Below are 22,291 nucleotides of genomic sequence, written 5' to 3'. Positions count from 1 at the left end.
CCAGGAGTCTTGGAGTGAACCGCCTGACAGTCGTCGGGGACGTCAGCGGAGCGGCCACTCCCCGCGGTTGAGTCGCGTCAGCACGTCGTTCGCCTCCTTGAAACGCCAATTGCACACCCGTCCGAAACCGCCCACCGCGGAGGACTTGCAGACCTGCAACAGGGACGTCGCGTACTCGATCCAGTTTCGGTGCGGTGACGGGGCCTCCCAGTCGAACGGGTCGGGATCATCGCTGGCCTGGGCCGCGAGCAGGATCGCCCGGCCGCTGAGGAACTTGGTGACGAGCGGGGTCTTGCCGGTGCGGTCCTGCTGGAGGATGCGACAGGCATCGAAACAGTCGAAGGCCCGGCGGGTGCGTTCGGCCACCGCGGTGGCGTCGTGCTGCCCCTCGGTGAGGTCGGCCCGCCTCAGGTAGATCGAACCGAGCGCCTGCAGGAGATCCACGTCGGTGAAGTTCTCCAACAGCAACTCGCCGAGCATCGAGGAACTCTCGTCCTCCACCACCATGGCGTCCTGCTGCTCCACGCCGTCGCCGTCCGCCGGCTCCGCGACCGGGCCGCCGTGGGACAGTTGCCGTAGCTGGGTTCTCACCTCCGAGCTGAGCTGGTCGGCGACCGATCTGTGGAAGACCGAACCGTACCGTCGGATGGTGAGGTACCGGCCGATGTTACGGGAGTAGTCGTCCCCGATGATCTCGTCGAAGACCCGGTCGACCCGATCCCAGTCGACCTCCTCGTCCAGTTCCAGCGCGACCCGGTGGCGAAGCAGCGCGAAATCGGCGGGAAGCGAGCGCTCCTGGATCTCGTCGTCGAGCAACTGCCGGGCGTCCGTGAGCATCTGTTGGCGCTTCGACCCCGGAAGGCGGTTGTCATACTGGGCCTGGGTCACCGCGCTCTCCACCGCGCCGTAGACCGCTCGGAGCCGGTCGTGCGCGTTAGCCTCGGTCTTTCATTTGAGTGTGGTTGCATAGCTGGTTCTCTATGAGTCTGATTTAGGTGGTTGCTGGCGTTTTGGCGGCATGTTGAGGGCCCGGCGTGGGGCCGGGTTCCTCCGCGTCGGCTGGTAGTGGTGTGGGGCTGCGGGGTCAGCCGGTGGGCCGGGGTAACGCGGCGAGAGCGGTGAATGCGCTGGTCAATGCGTCGGTCCAGGGCCAGTCGTTGGCGATAGCGAGCCGGGTTCGGCGGGCGGTGCGGGTGATCCGGGCTGCGACGTGTAGCAGCCGGTAGCGCAGTTTCTTGGGCTCAGCGGTGGCGAGGTCACTGTCGAGCAGCAGATTCTGTGTCCAGGCGAGCAGGTCGATGCCGGTCAGCGCGAGTTGGAGCCAGGCATGGTTGATCGCGAACAGTCGGGACGGGAACCGGCCGAAGCCGGTGTCTTTCCCGGTGCGGATGCGGTCTTCGATCCGGGCGTGAGCCCGGTGGCGGGCTTCCAGGAACTGGATGCTGCCGGTGCCGGGCGGGGTGTCGGTGGCGACGATTTGGTGCCGCCAACCCTCGACGGTGTCGAACAGCGACAGCTGGGCACCGGGGTGCGGGCGTTCCCGGCGGACCAGGAAGCGGGTGCCCTCAGGCCAGCCGCCGGCGTCGAACAGGCCGCTGATCTCGCAAACTTCGGCGTGTTCGCGCAGTTCACCGTCGGTGTCGACGGCGGGGATCCAACCAGTTGCGGCCCGGATCGCCTCGCGTACGGGTTCGGTGATCGCGGCGCCGACCGAGAACCGGATATCGAGGTGCTGGTCCCGCAGGCTGCGGATGTGGGCGAGGAACTCGTGACTGGACCCGGCAGCGTCGGCGCGGAGCAGGATCGGCGTGCCGTGCCGGTAGGCGTCGGGGATCTGGGCGAGGGCGTGGTCGAGGACGGTGATGTGGTCGGCGGTGGTGTTGGAACCGGCGCTGCCCTCGCGCAGCAGCCCGGCGAGAGCTTCGCCGGTGTTGTCCAGGAAACACAGCAATGGGTGGTAGCCGAAGCTCTTCTTCCAGGTGCGGGTCGCCGCTTCCTTCTCCGAGTGGCAGATCACGATGGTCGCGTCGATGTCCAGGACCAGGCCGTCGACCAGCTGGCCGGCGACCGCAGGCTGCGGCAGGTGACCGCGGACCTCGGCGTACTGGGCCCAGACGACCTCCCGAGCTCGGGCCCGCGCCACACGCAGTTGCGCCAACAGCGTCTCGTCGAGTCGTGACAACAGTCGCCAGGCCGTGGGGGCGGAGGCGACCGGCCCGAACAGAGCCGCTTGGTCACGCAGCACGGCCAAGTCAGCGATGGCCTCACCGCCATCGGCGATCATCACCGCCAGATCGACAGCGATCCGGCCCGGATCATGACCGCTGCGACGCTGCCGCAGACCCGCCATAGCCTCACTGAACGCGCTGGTCAACCCGGTGGCATCAGCGAGATCAGCGAGCAGCCGGGCACCGGCATGACCGACCACGCCCCGCCCGTCTCCAGTCACGATGATCTTCGGACGTGTTGCGGTAGCCTTCACCCTGCAAGTGCCTTCCGTGACGGGACTATGGGACCTTCGACAAGCCCTATTTTCCCTGATCAGAAGGCACTTCTTCGTTCTCGGTCCACTCCTTGGACAACCCTTAACGAAGGGCTGAGGTTAGTCGCCATCGTCACAAGCTTCTGGTATTCGGCAATCGCCTCGCCGTGCTCCCAGATGTAGCGGTGGAAATCGGCGATGGACGCCACCAGGGCCGGATTGTGTGGCCACCGATCTTCGGCTCGCCGAAGCAGCTCCCAGACCGCGCTGTTGTCGACATTCCTCCGCCAGATCACCGACTGCCACCGCTGGTACTGCCGTTCGAGGTGCACCTGCATCCGGCAGAGTTCGATCGACGGTCCGTACACCCGCTCGTGCCCCAGCAACGACCTCCGGCGCTTGCGGTGCGCCTCCTCTAGCCGCTGCTCCTTAATCCCCCGGGGCAGCCGGCTGAAATCCTCTCCCTCCCGGGCCGACGCGACGGTCAGGTTGCCCTCCTCGGACCACAGCGTGCGCATGCACCACAGGTCGAGCACGGCATGGGCCCACGTCATCGGGCCGTCCTGGTTACGCAGCCATTCCTGAGCGATTCCGGCTTCCCGCTTCAGCTGCGTCCGGGTGCCGCCCGGCGCATCCCGTGGCGGGCTCCACAGGATGACCGTCCGGAGTGCCTGGAGCCAGAGCAGATAGGCACGGGCAGCGGTCTCGCCGCCGGCGGTGGAGACGCTCAGATCACGGCAGGTCTCGGCGAGGCTCAGCGCTCGGCGCGCCTCCGTGAGCGCCTCCTGGAGCTGGTCGTTGACCCGCAGGGTACGGGCCAGGAACAGGTGCGCCTCGACCTGCGCGATCAGCAGGGCCTGCTGCCCCTCCCGCTCCTCGGCGTCGCCCTGCAACAGCAGCGACAGGGATCGGCGCGCGGCGGTCAGCCGCCGGTCCGTCTCGACCAGACCACGGAAGGTCCCATGCATGAACCGCCAGACCGCGACGCGAACGGCGACCGGCCACGGAGCGTGCGGCTGCCACACCGTCGTGAGCTGGTCAAGCACCCCGGTGACGAACGCCTCCTGGTCGTCGGCCGCCCGGAGCTCCAGCGCCAGCACGGAGGCGGTGTCGATGTGCCGGGAACACCAGAGCGCGAGTTCGTCGGCGCGTTTGGAGAGGCCGAGCCCGGTCTTCGTGCGCGCGAACGCCCGGCGCAGGCCGCTGATCCGGTCGGCGTGGCTGTCGGCGCACCGCGCCTGCAGGCGACCCAGGCGGTGCTCCATCTGCAGCCGGGTCATCTGCTGCCGGGTGTCCCGCGCCTCCGGGAGCAGCGTGAATATTTCCTCGGCCTTCCCCCAGGTGCCCCGGGCCTGGTCCCGCCGGCCGGCGTCGACTTGGGCCTCCGCGGTGTTGAGCAGCCAGGAGAGCACCACCAGCACGCGGTCCGTCCGGCTGGCGCCGGCGGTGACGGCTCCCTGGTAGAGGGCGTCGGCCGCCCGCTCCCGCGCGGCGAGCAGGCTCGTCGTCGACCGGAGCCGCCGGCCGGCCAGGAACAGGGTCGCGTCCACGGACTTGAGCAGGTGATAGGACACCAGGTCGGCAGGGCACGCCACGATCGCGTCGGCGACCTCGGACGCGGCCCGCACGAGTCCGTCGAGTATGCCGGCGGCCGTGCCCTGCTGCCGTGCGGCCACGGTCAGGCGTGCCGCCGCCGCGAGGAGACGCTCCAGGTCGGCGGTGTCCGGCGAGAGAGCCGATTCAACGGCGTCGACGGTCACCGGCGACGCCGAGCGCTCTGGGACGACGCTGAGGTACACCGCGTCACCGTCGTACGCATTGATCACGGAAAGCGCGTCACGCAGCCGCGGTAGCCGGCCGGCGGCGTCCTCGTCGATCCACCCGACCGCCCACCGGACCGCCTGGACGAGTTCCGGGACGCGGTCCGGGCTTAGCTGGCTGATCGTGGTCTGAAGCGCCGTGCCAGCCCTGGCCAGCGCCTCGTCCAGCTCGTCCGGAGACGCCTCGCGCTCGGGGCCGGGTAGCGTGCTGATGGTCCGTCGGATCGTCGCCATGCCCGCCGAGTCCACGCCCTCGGCGCTCTCGTCGACACCGAGCAGGACGAGCAGGAGCAGGCGCAGGGTGTTCCGGCTGGCCGGGCCGATCCCATAGGACGGCGCGCCGTCCCCGGCCTCGATCCGCAGGACTCGGGCATCCGTGAGCTGCTCGATCTGGGCCCGGAAACCCACGTCCGCAGATTGCAGGACCTGATGACTGACCGGCAGCCCCTCGGTCAGCGCCCAACAGATCAGCACCGCGAGGGGCCCGTGCCGGTGCCCGGTCGGCGACGGTTGCCGCAGTTGCAGGCCACCGGCGTCGCGCAGGGCCCGGAGCACCGTCGGCACGGAGCGGTTCAGCAGTGCGTCGACCAGGCTGCCGGCGACGAGTTCGCCGGTGTCGGTCAGCTGGTGGTCGGCGATGAACCCGTCCACCCCGTTCACCAACACCCCGGGCAGCCGAACCAGCGGATCATTCAGCCGTCGCAGGACCTCGGCCTTGAGGTCGAGGCCGTCGAGCTCGATCTGCTCCGCGTCGAGCAGGTTGCCGAGCAGCTCGCCCGCCTCGTCGTCGGAGAGCTCACCGAGCGGGATCGGTGGCAGGTCTCGTAGTTGCCCATCGCCGGTCAGGTCCAGTTTGGTGCGGGCCTTGACCACCGTCACGGCCCGCCGGAAATAGGGGTCCTCCAGCAGGGTGTCCAGTTCCGCCCGCACGGCTGCCGGGTCGGGCCCGAGCCGTGTGCAGTCGATGTGGATGAGCAGTTTCCGGTCGCCCACCTGCTGCATCAGGCTGGTCACCAGCCGTCGGCGGCGCCCGTCCAGGCTGGCCATCGCCGCCGGCTCGATCGCGTCCCGTTCGTCGAGATGTTCGCCCAACGCCCGGGACAGGCTCTCCAACACCGGTTCTTCCGCGGTGGCGATGGGGATCTCCAGCCCGAGCAGGACATCCTTCTCGTCGAACGTCCCGCGGGACCGGACCTCGGCGATCAACTGGTCGGCGAAGTGGTCCTTACCCGCCTTGAGCGGACCGGTGACGGTCAGCACGCCACCCGCGACGACTCGCTTGGCCCCGAGTTGGAGTTCGCGCTTCCGCCCGACGAACCGGGCATCCCGCTCCGGCCAGGCCAGCAGCCCGGGCAGCCCTCGGTGTCCGCTGAACGGACTGGCGGGTGGCCTGTTGGCCAGGAGGTTTCTGGTGACGGGCGGTGGTCGGTACCGGCGGTTCCGCAGCCACGGGTCGTCCTCCCAGGCCGCGTGGTTGGTTCTCGGCTCCCCCTCGAGCAAGGTCGCGGCGTGCGCCAGCACCGTCCTCGGCGACAGGCTCCGCCCCACCCCGGGCGAGCCTTCGAAGCTGGCGAGGAGCGCGGCGGTGAACGGGGTGAACTCCTCGTCCAACCGCGCGTTCTGGGCCGGCACCACGTCGGTGGCCGCGATCAGCAGCCAGCCGGCCGCCTCATTCGCCGCCTGAGTCTCGGCTTTGAGACTGCCGGCGGCGGCCCCGGAATAGCAGCAGTCGAGGATGAGCAGTTTCCGAGCAGCCGCCGATGACGCGGCGGCTTCGGTCAGCTCGGGAATGGTCAACAGTGTGCTCGTCTGGCTCAGGTTGGCGTCTGAACCGGCCAGATAGAGCGTGCCACCGCCGTAGAGGGCGTGACCGACGAAATAGATGAGCAGAATTCCGTCGTCATCCGGGATCCGGGCCGCGTTGGCGACCGCGTCGAGCATGTCGGCCTTGGACGGGTCAGCCTCGACGACGAGCCGGTGGTTGCCGCGTAGCCCCCACAGTTCCGGGTCGGCGAACGAGCAGCGCAGGGCACCGGTGTTCCGTGGCGCGGCCGGCACCGGCTCCAGCGACGTGTTCGGATAGGTCTCGACGCCGAACAGCACCGCCGACGACTGCGAGGGATCTACCCGATCCGACCTACTGCCCATCGGAACCTCCTATCGTCGACCGCCGCCCCCTCTACTCGGCCGACCTGAGCGCCGCCACCACGGCGTCGACGTCTCCACTGATGCTCACCGTCTCGTGGCGGGCGCCATCGGGCAGATCGGTCCGGGTAATCGTCACGGAGAGCTGCTGGGCGGCCCGGCCACCTAACCGACTCTTCAGATAGTCGTAGAGGGCCTGCACGGTGAGCGGGAGCAGGATGTTCTGCCCGATGAACTCGATCACCTCGGCCGCACCGAGCGTCTCCGGGCGGGGCGGCGGAAAAATTGTCCTGACCCGCGCCTGTCGGGTTCGGGGATCAGCGGTCAGCACCGACACGACGCGGCGGTTCTCGTCACTCTCGCCACCACGCACGTCAATCAATAACCGCATCGCCACCCCTTCACCCCGTCGGCAGAGCCGTCGTCCATTCTGGCAGGCGAGGTCAACATCCCGTGATCGGATGATCATTGAGAACCTTCGTGTCGCTGTCCACGGCGACCGAGCACCTGCCGAGCACCCGTATGTACGTTGAGCCGGGGCGTACGCCGAAAGGCGATAACCGCCGCCCAAGACGGAGCCCAATGCTTCGGGCCAATGGTTCACCAAGTTGGTCCGGCGGCAGTCACAAACCCGCCGCCGGACCAGCCGGTTACCGCTGTCGCGCTTTCCTCCACGCCGCCGCGAACACCGGCTCCGGTTCCCACAGCCCGTCGTCGGGTCGCTCGACAAGCACGTCGAAGTACCGCAACGCCTCCACCGACCGGGCGCCGCCACATTCGGTTACCTCGAGCCAGGTGGCCAGGTCTTCGCTGCTCATCGGAGCGTTGTAGTCGAGCAGCGAGTCGAACGCGGCCGCCAGCGTCGGGTTGTTCGCCAGTCCGACCTGGTCGACGAACACACCGGCGACTTCGGCGCTGTTGAGCCTTGCTGCGGTGATCGCATCGCACACGCGTCGAGCGGTGCGTTCGGTGGCCGCGAGCCGGGCGGCGTCGTCGAGCAGCACCGTCCATCCGCCGGTGGCTTCCAGCAGCGTCTTCTGGCTGGCCGCGTCACCGAAACACGAGATCTCGTTGTCGACGACCCACGACCGCAGGCCGCCCGGCGACAGCCGACGCAGCACGATCACCCGGTCGGTGACCTCCCCTAGCGGCGGAGCGTCGTCCTTGGTGAACAGTTCGCTAACGCTGGCGTCGACGACCGCGACCACGGAGCGGGTCACCCCTGCTGCCGGCAGCAGGGTGTCGACCTGAAGCAGTTCGTTGAGCGCATTGTCGAGCCTCGTTGTTGACAGGTCGCTGAGCACGACCCGGTGCCGGTCACCGGGCGCCCCACCGCGCAGTTCCCGCCGGTAGCCTGCTGGTCCCCGGGTCACGTGCAGGGTGAACCGCGCCCCGATCATGTCTGCTTCCTCAGTCAGCCGCGTCGCGACCCGGTCGATCCCGGTCGCCTGGGTGCCGACGACCACCCACAGGTGGTTGCCCCGTTCGGTCAAGGTGGCCAGCTGCTTCTCGGTCACCGGCGAAATGCGGCCGTCCGTCAGCGTACGACGGGCCTGCTCGGCCGACAGGGTGGTGACGACGTTACGCCATTCCAGGGCGCACAACTCTTCCTCGATGGTCTCCGCGGTGCCGAGAAGACGCAGCACGTTGCTGGACCGTAGCCGCCACCGGCCGCTAGTTTCCGACAGGACCCCGAGGCCGCTCATCTCCGACAGCAACGACCGGAACTCGTCAGCTCCCTGGTCGACGAACCCTTCCGGCCACCACGCCAGGCACTCGTCCCGCAGCACGTGCGTGGGGATGGCATGGTCGGCACCCTTCTCCAGCGCGGAGAGGGCGACGACGAGAGCGATCAGCTTGTACCGCGAGTCGAGGTTGAGGGTCAGGTGCACCGTCTCACGGATCTTCTGCCGGACGGCGTTGGAGCCGATCACGCGTTCCAGGTCCTCGTCGCGGATGCGGTACCGCGGCCCTTCCAGGCCCCGTCGGCTCAACGCTTCCCGCACGAGCTCCTCGCCGACCATCTGCAGCAGCTTCGGCTGGTAGTTGCAGTAGGCGAGGACCCGATGGATGAGCTCGTCGGAGTCAAAGGAGATCCCGAGGGTGTCCATCGGGGTGAACATCAAATCGTGGGCCGCGGCTGGTGTCAACGGGCCGATGGCGATCGGGTCGCCGAAGTGCGCGCTGGCGAGCGGCTGGTTGGGCAAGTGTGCGAACCGCTGGACCTGGTGCAGGCCGGCGAACACTGGCTTGAAGTTACGGTTTGTGGTCATCATCAGGTTACGCAGGCGGGTGGTGTGCTCGAACCCTGTCCGGGCGTCGGCGTCGAAGAACCCGTCGCATTCGTCGAGAAGCAGCAGCAGTCTGCGCTGGTTGTTGCTGCCCAGCCACGTGGTGATCGTCGTCTCGACGTACTGGGCGGCGTCGCGGGCCCGTTTGCGCGGCGAGGTGATACCCCGCTGGGCGAGCCGTTCGGCGATCATGTTCCACAGGTCGTCGATCTTGACCGTGGCGCCGAATCCGCCTGACAGCGGCAGGTACACCGCGACCCGGTCCTGGTAGAGCTCGAACTGGCGAGCGGCGGCCTGCAGCAGCGCCGACTTGCCCAGCTGCCGGCCGCCGTAGAGCAGGTTCGCGCCGTACGGGTCGAGAATGCTCTTGCGTTCGTCGACGCGGCCGAAGAAGATCTCCCTGGGCAGCGCGTCGTGTCCGCTCGGGTGGTACGGGTTGGTCGCCGCGTACGGCAGCAGGATCCGTTCGGTCGTAGCGAACAGCCCGCCTCCGCGGGCGGCGAGGAACGCAATCGCGGCGTCGTCGACGACCATGACCGGCCGGTCGGCGCGGGCCGCACACTCTTTGGCTAGGACCTTACGCTGTTCAGCCGACATGCTGCCGAACAGCAACACGAGGATCGGGTCGTTGCTCTCGTCCTGCTCCACCCAGGTCAGCAGCGTGGCGGCGTCCTGCACGCCCCAGCACAGCATCACCTTCAGCAGGTCACCGGCGCGGGACCCGAACGCCGGAACCCGTGCCCCACCGGTCAGCTTGACGCTGGTGAGCTCGACCCATTTCCGGGTCGGGGCGTTACCGAGCTTGTACGGGGTCCTTTCGCTGGTGAACTCGACACCGGCCAGCCGCAGCGCATACCCGAGCACCGACTTCGTCCGTTGGTGGCGCAACGACTGCCGTTCCGTGGTCAGCCGGTGCCACTGCTCGAGGCCCTCGACGGCATTGGTCCGTTCAAAATCGTTGAGCCGGCTGAAGTCAAGGCCGTTGTGGGCGCCGCCGTCCCGGGCGGCCCGGATCAGCGCCGGGGTGACACCGTCGGTGGCAACGCCGAGGGCAGCGAGGAACTTCTCCAGGTCGGTAGGCCGGGTGGTGCTGGGTGGATCCTCTCCCGCGAGGGCGTTGAGCAGGTACTCCTCGGCGGTGGCGAGGTCTCCGGTGTCGATGCGGGCGTTGATGAGCTCCGCGGCGTTCTCGGCGACCTTGGGTCCGTTGGTGTTGGCCGCCCGGCTGGCGGCCTCGTTAAGTTCGATCGTGACACGGCTGCGCATCGCATCCCGGGCCTGTTCGGCGTATTCGGGCAGGCGGCTGACGATGTCTTCGAGTTGACGTCGGACCGCGCCCAAATCGGGCCGGTCGAGGCGGGCCGCCTCCAGTTCGGCGAGGACGCGGGAGTTATTGGCATGGCTGAGCTGTCCCAGCCGGGCTGCTTTCTCCACCTGCGTGGCGACATCCGCCCGCAACGCCCGCACCTCGTTCTGCGACCGGGCGATGCTGCCCTCGATGCGGTCCACCATTTCCTCGGCCCGTCGAGGGTCTTCGTCTGCGACCGCGTCGATGATGATCCGCGCCGCGCCGTAGTCCTCGATGGCAAGCCGGGCGTCGAACGCGGCCGCCCACGATGTCGCCACCGCCGACTCGATATCGGTGATCGTCACCGGCCTGGCGAAGTTCAGTTTCGCGTCGACCGGCAGGGCCCGGCTGCGCAGCACCTCCCGGTTGAGGACGGTGTTCGGGTCCGGTTCGGCTCCGCCCAGCCTTGTCCCGTCCAACAGCTCGACACTACGGGCGACACTCTCGCGGCAGACCGCCGCGGCCGCTGCAAGCAGGCCGTCGTCGCCGGTCGACGCCGTGTCGTGCAGTTCGATGTCGGCGTCGATCCATCCCGCGCGGACCTCGTTACGCAGCTCCGCCAGCTGCGGGGGCACCTGAAGGCTGTCGCGGGCCGCGTCCGGGTTCGCCCGGACCGCGTCGACCCAGTTGCCGACGGCGTCGAGACATTCGCGTGCGTGATCGGTGAGGCGCCGGCGGACCGCGCCTTCCAGCGGCCGGGTGTTCTTCGCCCGGATCTGGGCGTCTTCCCGCATCAGTTCCTCGACGATTGCCTCCCGGCGGGAGAACTTGCGCAGCCGCTCGACGGCGACGTCAATGTCAACCCGACGGTCGTGGGCGGCGATGTCGAGCACCTGGCCGATGAACCCGTCGGCGGACCACCACTGGTCGGCGATCTGCTGCGCGCGGGCGAACCGCACGGTCCGAAGCCGGTCCCGTGCCTGGACGGCGGCTTCGACGGCGGTGGCGATGCTCTGGTCAGCGCCCGCGATCGGGGCAAGCGCGGCGAGTGTCGCGCTGCTGGACAAAAGCCCGCGAGCGGAGGCCGTGCCGATCGCGCCGGCGACCCGGGCCAGGTGCGGCAGTTCATGCAGAGAACCGACCAAAGCCTGCAGGATCGTTCCGGCGTTAGGATCGGCGGTCACCAGCGCCGCCCGAACGGCGGCGGCGAGCAGCGCCAGTTGGGCGGCGCGGTCACCGTCGAAGTGATGAACGTGCAGCGCGTCGAGGTCGGCGCGCAGCGCAGCCGACGTGGCGCCGCTTTCACTGCGGACCGCTTCGGACAGCGCGAGCATACGCAGCGACTGTGCCCGGGCGGCGCTCCCCCGCACGGTCTCGGCATGAAACGCCAGGCAGTAGCGCCGTTTGCGTAGTAGCGACGCGATGAGGCTGTCGCCCGCGGCGTCATCGGGTTTTCGCGGCGAGACAGCTGGCTGATGCTGCTCAGACGGCGCCGTCGGCTGCAGATTGATCAGATCGGCCCCGTCGCTGGGCTGATCTGTGGTGCGGCGGGGCGCGCTGACGTCGTCGGTGTCGCCCGTTGCGGCAGCTACCCCCTCAGATGCTGCAGCCGCCTCCGTACCGTTGTCCGTTGTGTTTCCTGGATCGACGTGACCGGGAGCGGTGTCCGATACAGGTACCGGCGACTGGGCGCTGTCGGAGGTGATGTCCGTCGCGGCCGGCGGCGCGTCGACGGAGATACTCTCGGTGGCCATGATCGGACCAGACGGTGGCGCACCGACAGCGTCTACGGCCTCGGTGGGGACCCGGTCTTCGGGCGCCGGCCCGGCCACATGCTCGACGGCATCGTCCTGGCTGAGGTCGCCGACCGGCGCCGGGGTGTTGTCGATTCCGGTGGTCAGTTTGCCCATGAGCGCGACAACCAGGACCGGTCCCAGTTCCGTGGGCAGGCGATGCTGGGCGGTGGCGTACAGGTGCATCGCCGTGGCGGTGTCGTCGGCTTCGGCGGCGTCGATGATCTGCACCAGGGTGGTCAGCGCGACGACATGGTTTCGCTGGTTGTCGTCCCAGCAGTCCTTGTCGAGCAGCTGCTCGGCGAGTTGGCGGACGCCTCCCAGCACATCGGCGCTCGTTGCCGGCCCAGACAGATGAGTCAGTCGTGTCAGCTGCTCGCGGGCGGTGTTCTCGTTGTCCTGCTCGGCTGAGGCGCGGTCGAGCGCGGCGGCGAGGGCGTCGCAGTCGTCACCGAAGTCGGTGTCCACACCGAAATCGGCGAGGACGGCCCGGGCATGCGTGACAACCGTGCCCAGCTCGGCAATCCGGGCGAGCAGGTGCGGATCGGGCAACTTTGACGCGGCGAGAGCGTCGAATATCTGCTGGGCTGCGTTGTGGGCGCTGTCGACGGCGGCACGCACCCGGGCGGCGAGCTCGGCGGCCGTCGTAGCTCCCGTCAGGTCCGGGTCGACGCTGTCCGGCGCCGTATTGGTGGTGGCGTCTGGTCCGGGAGGGTTGGTTTCAACAGGACCGTGGTGGCCGTCGACCACGTCAGCGGTGGCATCGCCGACGTCGGGCACGTCCCCTCCGTCTTCGGCATCGGCGCCTGATTCGCCGCTGCCGACGGGTTCATCGCGCAGCACCTCAAGGCGGCCGCAGGCGGCGGCGATGTCGTCGACGACGTCCGCAGGCCAGGTCGGCAGCGCCAGCCCGCTGGTGAGTGCGATCCGCAGCGCGGCGACGACCTGTGGAAAGTCGTACCACCAGACGAGCACCATCAACCGGACCGCATTCGCCTGGCTGACATCGTCGACCAGCGCCTTACGCAGAGCGGCGTCATCCCCGTCGATGAGCCACGCACTGAGTGGCTCCATCAGCCGCCGCAACACCGGCCGGGTGATGGTTCGGGCCGCCCGCCGGCGATCCTCAGTGGTCCACGTGCGCAGCCTCGCCAGCCCGTTCGCCGCCGCGATCGGCACGGGTTTCTTCGCCGACGGCACGCGCAGGTGACTCAGGAAGTCGGTGCGTTCCGGGTTGGGGATCCGCCAAACGAGGTCGGCGAATTCTTCCGGGGTCAAGACTTTGAACGCCGCCTCCAGCGCATCGTTGAGGCGTTCGAGCTGGGCGGCGAGTTCCGCCTTAGCGGTGTATCCCTGCCGCTCTGCCTCGTCGGTGGCCTCTGCGGCCAGCTCGGCGAACCCTTCCGATGTGCAGATCAGCACCGGTGCTTGCCGGTGGCGGTGCCGCAGACGACCACTCACTTGGGTGTGACTCCTATTCGCGGATGGCTGTGCGCTGGAAACGGTGCTGGTCGTCGGCGGCCGCCGACGGCGAAAAGGGCAGTAGAACGGCCGGGTATGACATCGATGACGTCGACACGGTCACGTTGTCGGTGTCACGTCATCGGTAACCAAAATGGACCGGGATCACTCCCCCGTTGGTGCCCATTGACGAAGGTGAACCCTTCGGGAAGCCTCGTGTCGGCGTTCGGGCCCCAAACCTTGCGGACGTGCCGGGCATAGTTCTCCTTCGCCTGGTCGCTGGCGCGGTACCCGTGCGGAAGCGCCCGGCAGTTGGGCGGCACCCAATGCTCGCGGGTGCGCTCCCGCAGCGCCGCGTGTCGCTGTTGCGCCGCGGCGTAGTCGGCGTGCTGGCGGGCCGACTGGCTGGGCCACCACACGAACGTGTCCGGTCCACCGCTTCCCGGCTTGTCGGCACGTCCCGGGTTCGGTTCACAGGTGAGCTTGCCGGCGTCGACAAGACGTTCACAGGTGTAGATCACCTGCCACATCAGCGGCGGGTTGTCGAAGTCTGCGCCGAACAGGACGCCGAGCAATTGTTTGCCGGTCAGCCTGCGGGAGCCGAACGTGCCCTCGATGCCGTGACGGCGAAACGCGGCGAGGATCAGCCGCCGCAGCGGGTCGATCCCCTGGTATTTCGCCGGCACCGTCGGCGGTGCCGGTTCGTCGTCTGCGTCCGGCTTGGTGCCGTCAGTCAACTCGGGTGCCGGGTCGGGGTCGAGGTCGATTCCAAGGGCGGTGGCAAGCAGTCGATGGTCGGAGTCCCAGCGGAACTCGTCACCGTAGGGCAGCGGCCGTTCGAGCAACGTCGTCGTAGCGGCCAGTCTGCGGGCGCCGCGGGCGAGCGAGACCATGACCTTGATCCCCGGGTAGAACGACAGCGGCCAAGCGACGCCGGTCAGCGCCCCGTCGCCGTGTTCGACCGTGTGGATCCTCTCGTCGTCGGCGAGGTCGTCGCCGTCGTGGTGCAGTTCGATGACGAGGGCGCCGTCGGCGAGCATGGCGGCGATCCGGTCAGGTACCGGCAGGGTGTCGTTGTCGAGGTGGATTGGTCGCAGCGCGACGGTGTACACGGCGATGTTGTCGTCGAGGTGTTCGACAACGACCTCGTCTCCGGCGGGTTCTTCTGTCTCGGTGTCGTCCGGTTCCGGGTGGGTCGTGTCGGGGTCCGGACCGGGTTCCCGCTGATCTGTGCGGGTGCCGGTGATCGCTTCGGTGTCGTCAGTCGGCTGCTGGATATCGGCCGGATCGGTCGCGCCGGTACCGTCATCGGTGCTCTGGGACGGCGGCTGTGACTGGTGGTAGCCGAGCCCGAGGGGTCGTAGCGGGTCGACGTCGCGCAGGTCCGCTGGGACCGGGGACGGTTGCGCCAGCCACACACCGCCCACCTGCCACGGGTCGTCGACGCGCAGGTGGACTCCGTTCGGCTGCAACCCGTCGACGGCTGCCGTGGCGTGATCGGCGACGGCGAGGTTGGCGTGCACGACCGCTTCGGCGGCCGCGGTAAGCTCGAACGGGTCGACGTCGACGTCTCCCGGGTCGGTGGCGAACACCTCGTCGACTCTGCCGGCCAGCAACGGCCACACACCGGTGAACCGTGGTCCGGTCCCCGACCGTGCGATGGTGTGGACCAGGTCGTCGAGGTCTTCCCCGCCCAGCAGGCCAGGGTCTTCCCGCCGCTGGTGGTACCGGTCGACCGGGGTGGCGTAGCCGCCCCATCGACGCAGGTGCGGTGCGACGTCCAGCAGTTTGTCGATCGTGTGCAGCGCCGTCTGCAACGCTACGGCGAGGGTGTCGTCGTCGTGCGGGTTGATCAGCAGACCGCCGAGCGGGCCACCGACCAGTAGTGGTTTGCCGGCGGTGAGCAGATGGTGGGCATACAGGGCGACGTCGTCGAGGCCGGCCAGACGAGGACCGGGGTAGCAGACCTGTCCTGTCAGGTGTCCGCGCTCGTCGAGGAGCACACCGCGCTGGCGCAGCCGGTGAAGTTCGGTGCGTTCCCGGGGTGTGAGTGGTGCGCCGAACGCTTCCGGGTCGACGATCACCCGTTCCGACCGGCAGCCGGTGTCGTCGAGGACCGCCGGTGCTCCGGACAGGCGTGCAGGGACCCACCCGTCCGGGTGGACGCCGTCGGCGGTGCCGAACCGGGCGACGACCTCTGCCCACAGCGACTGCTGACCCCGTTCGATGCGCACGAACGTGCCGACGGGCAGCGCCGGCGGCGTCGCGGCATCGGTGGTCAGCCGCACGAACATTTCGGGGTCGAGGACGGCGGCCTGGTAACCACGGGCCTGGGGGTCGAAGCCGAAGTGCAGCGCGTTGAACGCGGTGGTGGTGTGTAGCGGCGCCCGGCGAACGTGGGCGACCTGCTCGAGGTAGGCGATGACGGCCGCGCGTACCGCGTCGGGGATGTCGTCGACCTCGCGTAGCAGGTCGTCGGTGAACAGCGGTTCGTCGTCGAACGGTCGCCATGTCGGTGTCGCGGTCATCGTCATCGGGCGGCTCCTGCCTGCCGCGCCGCGGCGCGGGCGTTGTCACGGTCGACGTGCCGGCGAAGCCGCCAGACCCGGCCGCCGTCGGTCAGGACCGCCTCGCCGGTGGCTTCGAGCCGGGCGAGCGCGTCGGTGACGTGGGTGAGCTTCATGCCGGGGTCGACGCCGCGCAGCCGGTGGTAGAGCAGCTGCGGCCACAGCGGTCGCAGTCGACCGGAGCGGCTGTCGCGGTAGGCTTCGTCGCCGCGCAGGACCCGGTGCAGCATCCCGGCGGTCAGCCCGTGGAAGTTGTCCCACAGCAGCGCCCGCAGGTACCGGTCGACCGCCGCCTGGTATGGCGCGCCGTCACGGTCGGCGGCCGGCCGCGGCCGCGGGGTGTTCAACGCGTTCAGCAGCGCCGGTGTCGGTGTGGTGTCGGCGCTCGACGACCAGCAGGTGGAGCAGCGGCACGCGGCGGTGCTGCAGGTGCCGTCGGGTACCGACCGCCCAGGCTGACCGAAGTACTCGGCGAAGCCGACGTTGGCGCACCGGGCCTGCTCGGCGTACCAGTCCCGCAGCGCGGTGAGTTCGGTGTTCAACCGGGCCCGGTGGGCGTTCATCCGGGTGGCGAAGTCAGCGGGCAGCCGGCCGGTCCGGTCGAGCATTCGCACCGAGACCAGGGTCTGGGCGTTGCCGGCCTGGGAGACGTCGACGACGCCGAGGTCGTGCAGGGTCGCCAGCAGCGCCCAAGTGCCGGCGACGTCGTCGGCGAGGCCGTCGTAGCCGGTCACGGCTGCGGCGAGCTGTTGGTGGACGTCGGTGAGCTGGTGACGTCCCGGCCGGGTCGCGGCGAGCTGCTGCAAGACCGCGGCCGCGTCGGCGAGGGTGTCGTCGCAGCGGATCGGATCGTCGAGCGGGGTCAGCGTGACCGTCGCCGGGAAGTCGCCGCCGTCGTCGACCGTTCCGGCCGCGTCGAGAGCGGCGAGCGCCCGGATCACCGTGGTGCGGTACATCGTCATCGTCGCCGGTTTGCGGGCGTCGTCGAGCGACATCCACCCGGCGTCGACCTCCTCGCCGATAACGATGTCGGCGACGTGGTCGGGATTGAGCACTCCGCTGCCCCGGGCGGCGGCCACGACCGCGTTCCCGATGCGCTGCAAGGTCGGGTTCGCCAGACCTTGCGAGATCATCCACGCGACGGTCCGGAAACCACGGCCGGTGCCTAGGGCGAGCCCGTACGACGGTGCGGTGATCTCCGCGGGGTCACAGCCAGCCTGGTCACGGCCGGCGCGGCCGAGTTGCTGGTACAGCCCGGCGAGGTCGGTGGGTGGGGAGACCACGAACACGCAGCGGATGTCGCCACGGTTGACCCCGAGACCGAACGCGCTGGTCGCCACGATCAGCAGCGGAACGTACCCCTCCTCCCCCTTCTTGGGCGCGTCGCGGAACTCGGTGAGGGCCGCCGCTTTCTCCGCCTCCGACAGCCGGCCGTGGAAGCGGCGCACCCGCCGGGTTTCGCCCTCCCCCACGAACTCGCGCAGGTGCGCGTACAGCGTGTCGACCTCCCGGACGGTTAGGCAGTAGAAGATCGCATGGTCGTCGCAGGCGGAGGTGACCGTTTCGGCGAGCCCAGCGACGACGTTCGGACCGGCGGCCCGGAACGCCCGCCGGTAGATCGCAAGTTCGGGCCGTAGCGGGTCCGCGGTGACGGTGACAAGACGTTCACCGGCGGACGGGGTCTCGGGCAGACCGAACAGGCCGCTGCGCAGCCCGGCGCGCACCCCACGGTTGGCGGTGGCGGTGACCGCGGTGACCCGGACGCCGTGCCGGTCGCGCAGCTCAGTCAGCAGACCGGCGGCGCGGCGGAAGCTGGGGCGGAAGTCGTCGCCCCACTGCACGAACGTGTGAGCCTCATCAACGGCGACCCGCCGCAGCTGCCCGTTGGCTGCCCCGGTGCGCAGCAGCTGCTGGAACCGCCGGTTGCCCAGCCGTTCCGGGGAGATGTAGACCAACTTGATGCCGTGGTCGTGGACACTGGTGAGCTGTTCAGCGACCTCCGTCTTGCCGCGGCGGCTGTTGGATTCGGCCATCGGCCCGACGAGGGCACGGACGGCGCCGCCGACGCTGGCGTTGAGTTCGAGGGCCTGGTCGGCCATCAACGCCACGAGCGGTGACACGACGACGGTGACGCCGGTCAACGCGAGCGCGGGCAGCTGGAACGTGTAGGACTTGCCGAAACCGGTCGGCAGCAGCGCGAGCACGTCAGCGTTGTCGGCGACCGCGCGGATCACCTGCTCCTGCTGGTCGCGCAGCTGCAGTGGGACGTCGGAGAACCGCAGGTACCCGGCGATCTGGGAGCAGCGTTCGACGAGCAGGTCACCCAGTTTGCCTTCGGCACGGGCAGTGGTTTCGGTGTCGTCGTCGATGCGGGCGGCGAGAATCTTTCGGGTGGCCGGCAGCAGGGTGTGTTCAGCTAGCGCATCAGCGGTGCACAGCTCGTCGGCCCGCGCGGCAGTGATCTTTCCGCAGTCGGCGAGGAACCGCCAGATCCGCTCCCAGCCGTCAGCCATCGTCGTCAGGTTCCCACCGGCGGCCTCCCCCGTGTCGGGGTCGGCGACCAGCAGCCCGGGGTCGAGCGACTCGAGGAACACCCGCCGGTAGCTTCGCCGAAGCGCGGTCTGGCCGGCGAGTTTGCGGTCGCTGATGATCACGACACCGCGGTGGTGGGCTGACCGGATCAGCCGGCCGACGGCCTGCCGCAGATCCATCGCCGCTAAGGGCAGGTAGTACGACTCGGTCGCGACCCGGTCCGGGTCCGGATGGCCGGTGTCAGCGGCCCGGCGGGCGACCGCGGCGCGGCGGGCGGCGACGACCGGATCGGCGAACGGCGCGAATGGCAGCTTGTTGATCCACACCAGCGACAGCCGCTCGGCGGGAAAGTCGACCCCCTGCCACATCCCGCGGGTCGCGACGCAGAACCCTCCGGTTTCGGTGAACGCCCGCGCCGCCCGCGCGTTGCCGAGGATCGGGGCGACCGCGACCGGGACGTCCGGCGCGACCGCGGGCAGTTCGGCGAGCAGCCGTTCGGAGATCGCCGACGCCGCCCGTGTCGACGTGGTCAGCACCAGCGCACCACCGGTGAACGCACCGGTGGCCGCGCTGCCGTAATCACCGGCGGTTTCCGGGCGGGTGACCTCTCGGGCGTAGCCGGTGAGGTGGTGGGCGACGGTGCGGACCGCACCGTCGGCCTGCTCCGCCCAGCTGGGGAAGTCGGTCAGACACACCAGCCTCGCCTGGGAGGCGAGGTCGAACGGGCCGGGCAGGTAGTGGGCGTCGACGTCGGATCCCAGTCCGAGCCGACTGCGGATGTAGTCCCATCGGCCGGACACCTGCAGCGTCGCCGACACGTAGAAGATCCGGTCGAACCTCGACCGGGCGAGCCTCCACTGCGGGTCGTGGGCCAGTTCGATCGGCGCGGACGTCACGGTGAACGCGTACCGGCGGGCGGAGACACTCAGGCCTTCCAGCTCCAGTTCGGTGGCGAACACGACCCGGTTCGACACCACCGGCGCCAATGCGGAGTCGTCCGGCGTGAGGTCCGGCCCAGCATCGTCAGCGCCGACCTCGCCGAGGCGCTCCTCGAGCGGGTCCATCGGCGCTTCGGTCTCCCCCGACTCATGGTCGTCGGCGCCCGGAGCGTCGTCCCCACCGCTGCCGGCAGCTTGGTCGGCTGGCGTGCCCGGCTGCCCAGCAGCGTTCCCTGCGTCGGGGCGGGGAGGGTCGAGGATGGCATGGGCATCGGTGACGATCTGGTCGGCTGCTTCGGCCAGGGTGCACACCCTGCTGGCAAGCGACGTCGCCCGTTCCCGTTCCCACCACGACGCCGCCTGCATCTGCTCCGATCCGAGGTGACCGGACAGTTGCCGGTAGACGAGCCCGGCGACGACGGCAAGGCGTTCCACCCGGGCGAGCAGCTGCCGCGCCGAGGCGCTGCCGCCGAGCCCACCGAACGGGCTCGCCAGGGTCGCCGCGCGATTGCCCGGCTCTCCGCCGGCGGCGTCGAACACCGCCTGCGCGGCCCGTGGCATCACCTCAGTGTCGAGCATCGCCTCCAGGTCGGCGATCTGCTCCCCCAGCGCTGCCGGTTCCCCGCGCTGGCTGGCAAACCAGCGACGCAGCTCGGCAACGAGGTTCTCCACCGCCCGATAGTCCACCTCGGCGCTGGCGGCTCCTGTCGCGGCGTGTTCGAGGGAGTGCGACTCGTCGACGACGAGCAGGGTGTCGTCGGCGAACGCGTCCGGGTTGCTCAGCAGCAGCGCATGGTTGGCGACGACGAGGCGATTGTTGGCCAGCGCTTCGCCGACGGTGTCGGTCATATGGGCAAGCGGCGACGCGGAGCCGGGCCCGTAGTCGTCGGACTCCTGGCTCACACTGCCCAGCCACAACCCCAGCAGCGGGCCGGCTGTCGTCGAGATGTACTCGGCGAGGAAGATCGGAATGTCGGCGGTGTCGACACTTCGTGCCACCCACGCCTGCTGCGCCGATGTCGCGGTGGCCAGCCGCTGGACCAGGTACACCAGCAGCTCCCGGTAGCCCGGGTGGGCGGCGAACCGGTTCCGGCGATCCCGGCGGCTTGCTCCGGCGGCCACGGCGACCGCGTCGGTGAGCGCGGCGACGAGTGCCCGCAGTGAAAGCCGGTTGCGTTTACCTTTCACCAGGTCGGCGACGTCGTCGAGGCCGGGCACGACCATGGCGAGCCGGGTGATGTCGGCGGCTAGCTGGGTCTGCAGCTGTTTGGTGAACGTCGCCAGGACCACCCGTCGGCGGGAGTTGCTGGCGAGCCAGTCGAGGGCGGTGGCGAGAACCGCGAGGCTCTTACCAGTTCCCGTCGGTGCTTCACACAGCGCATCCCGGCCAGCGTCGACCTGGCGGGCCAGGAGTTCGGCCATGTGCTGCTGCGCCGGCCGGCGTTCGACCGAACCGTGCGCGGCCGCCAGGGCGAGTGCGTGCGGGTCCACGTGACCGGTGCGGTCGAACAGTCGCTCCGGCACCGTCAGGTTCTCCGGTACGGGTCGGCCACGCCGGGTTGGTTGCCGCAGGTCGCCACTGCCGAGCACGTCCGCGAGCACCTGGGCGACCGAGCCGTCGTCCGCGGCCGGCCGACCAGATGGTGCGGATAGCAGCGACGCGAGCAGGTCCCAAGCAGGTGACCCGGCACCGGCGGCGAGCAGCAGATCCCGCAACGGCCCGTCCCAGCCTGAGACGGTGTTCGCGGCGTGCCGCAGCAGCCGGGCTGTCAGGTCGGCATCGTCTGCGGCGTCGTGCCAGCTCAGCCCGGACCGGCCGACACCTACCTCGTCGGCGAGCTCCGCCAAGCGATGGGAACGGGCGGTCGGCCAGACCGCGTGGGCGAGGTACAACGCGTCGGCTCGGCGCAGCGCGCCGATCGGTGGCTGCTCAGCGCGGGTGGCCGCATCGTCGAGCATCGGAAAGTCGGCGCTGATGCCGTTGTAGGCCACGAGGACGTCCGCGTCCGTCAAGTAGTCCCGCAGATCGTGCAGCGCCTGCTCGACAGGGATCGCGTGTGCGGCGTACTGGTCGCGGACGGCCGCGGACCGCAGCTGCTCTTCCCAGTCAACGTCCGGCAGCCGCACCCAGGCGGTGAAGCGTGGTGACTCCTCGACCCAGCGCCGTTCCGACGACAACCGCACCGCACCGATCTGGTAGATACGCCGGTCCCCGTCGGGGTGATCCGCAGTGGGACGCACAACAGCTTCGACGTCGACGACGACAGCCCGGGGAACCTGCGCAGTCCCCGCCGATCGATGCCCGGACGGGTGTGGGGTTGCGGGCGCATCGGCTGCCCTGAGGATGCCGTTGTCTTCGTGAATGAGCCCAGCACTGAGTGCCGAAGCGGTGATCCTCTGAAGTCGCGCCTGCGTCATCGCCGGCCAGCGCTGCCGCGCGGCCTCGAGAACCTGGCCGCCGTTACAGGGTCCGACGTCCGAGATGAGCCGCGCGAGTTGCTCCTCGCGGCTCCCTGCTCCGTCCGTTGTGCCGTTCCTTCCGTCCGTTCGGCACACCGCCCCGGCGTGCGGCGTTGACACCTGCTCGTCTATCGCACGTTCCGATTCGTCCTATCAACCCTGCATGCGACTGCCACCGTGGCCGCTCAACTCCTGCAGGGCACTTAGTACGAGCAGCCACCGTTGGAGATCTTGCTGGTGAGGTGACATCTACAGCGACTGATGCGCTGCCGATCACGATGAGTGCGTACTGTAACGAGACTGCACGGTTCGCGGGGAGGGGCTGCAGGACCGAAGTTGTGTCGGGAAGAAGACAAACAGGACGTACGCATCGCCGATGAACCGCAAGCGCCCGGCTCGAGACACGTCGGCGTCCTACAAGGATCGCCTCGTGGCATCCGTCTAACTGCAGACGTGCTTCGGAACGATCCGCGACGTGAACGACCCGGCCCAGTCCTCGGGGGACCTGGCTGCC

7 protein-coding genes are annotated in these 22,291 nt (G+C 69.3%); all 7 read right to left on the bottom strand.

Going from position 1 to position 22,291, the window contains the following annotated elements; all coding sequences use genetic code 11:
* Window positions 1-42: 42 nt before the first annotated feature.
* The 7 genes from ACWDVW_RS13040 to ACWDVW_RS13010 all read right to left on the bottom strand — a co-directional run bounded on the left by ACWDVW_RS13040 (window position 43) and on the right by ACWDVW_RS13010 (window position 21,735).
* Window positions 43-888, bottom strand: a complete 846-nt coding sequence (locus ACWDVW_RS13040; RefSeq protein ID WP_449947635.1) for a hypothetical protein — start codon at window positions 886-888, stop codon at window positions 43-45.
* A 196-nt stretch (window positions 889-1,084) separates the two neighbouring features.
* Window positions 1,085-2,482, bottom strand: a complete 1,398-nt coding sequence (locus ACWDVW_RS13035) for an IS1380 family transposase (protein WP_449947633.1) — start codon at window positions 2,480-2,482, stop codon at window positions 1,085-1,087.
* Window positions 2,483-2,541: 59 nt separating this feature from the next.
* Window positions 2,542-6,450, bottom strand: coding sequence for a hypothetical protein (locus ACWDVW_RS13030; protein ID WP_449947630.1), 3,909 nt, complete (start codon window positions 6,448-6,450; stop codon window positions 2,542-2,544).
* Between the two features lie 31 nt (window positions 6,451-6,481).
* Window positions 6,482-6,916: an effector-associated constant component EACC1 gene (locus ACWDVW_RS13025; protein WP_449947627.1), complete on the bottom strand. Its 435-nt coding sequence runs from the start codon at window positions 6,914-6,916 to the stop codon at window positions 6,482-6,484.
* 181 nt (window positions 6,917-7,097) lie between these two features.
* Window positions 7,098-13,280: a hypothetical protein gene (locus ACWDVW_RS13020; RefSeq protein WP_449947624.1), complete on the bottom strand. Its 6,183-nt coding sequence runs from the start codon at window positions 13,278-13,280 to the stop codon at window positions 7,098-7,100.
* A 134-nt stretch (window positions 13,281-13,414) separates the two neighbouring features.
* Window positions 13,415-15,814 carry a hypothetical protein gene (locus ACWDVW_RS13015; protein WP_117230556.1) on the bottom strand — a complete coding sequence of 800 codons (2,400 nt, stop codon included), beginning with the start codon at window positions 15,812-15,814 and terminating at the stop codon, window positions 13,415-13,417.
* Complete coding sequence (locus ACWDVW_RS13010; protein WP_449947622.1) at window positions 15,811-21,735, bottom strand: DEAD/DEAH box helicase; 5,925 nt, start codon at window positions 21,733-21,735, stop codon at window positions 15,811-15,813. Before ACWDVW_RS13010 ends, ACWDVW_RS13015 begins: the two co-directional genes overlap by 4 nt.
* Between the last annotated feature and the right edge of the window lie 556 nt (window positions 21,736-22,291).

It is taken from the genome of Micromonospora sp. NPDC003241 (genome assembly GCF_053589795.1).
The sequence above is the reverse complement of the archived record's forward strand: the minus strand, read 5'-3'. Positions and strand labels throughout refer to the sequence as shown.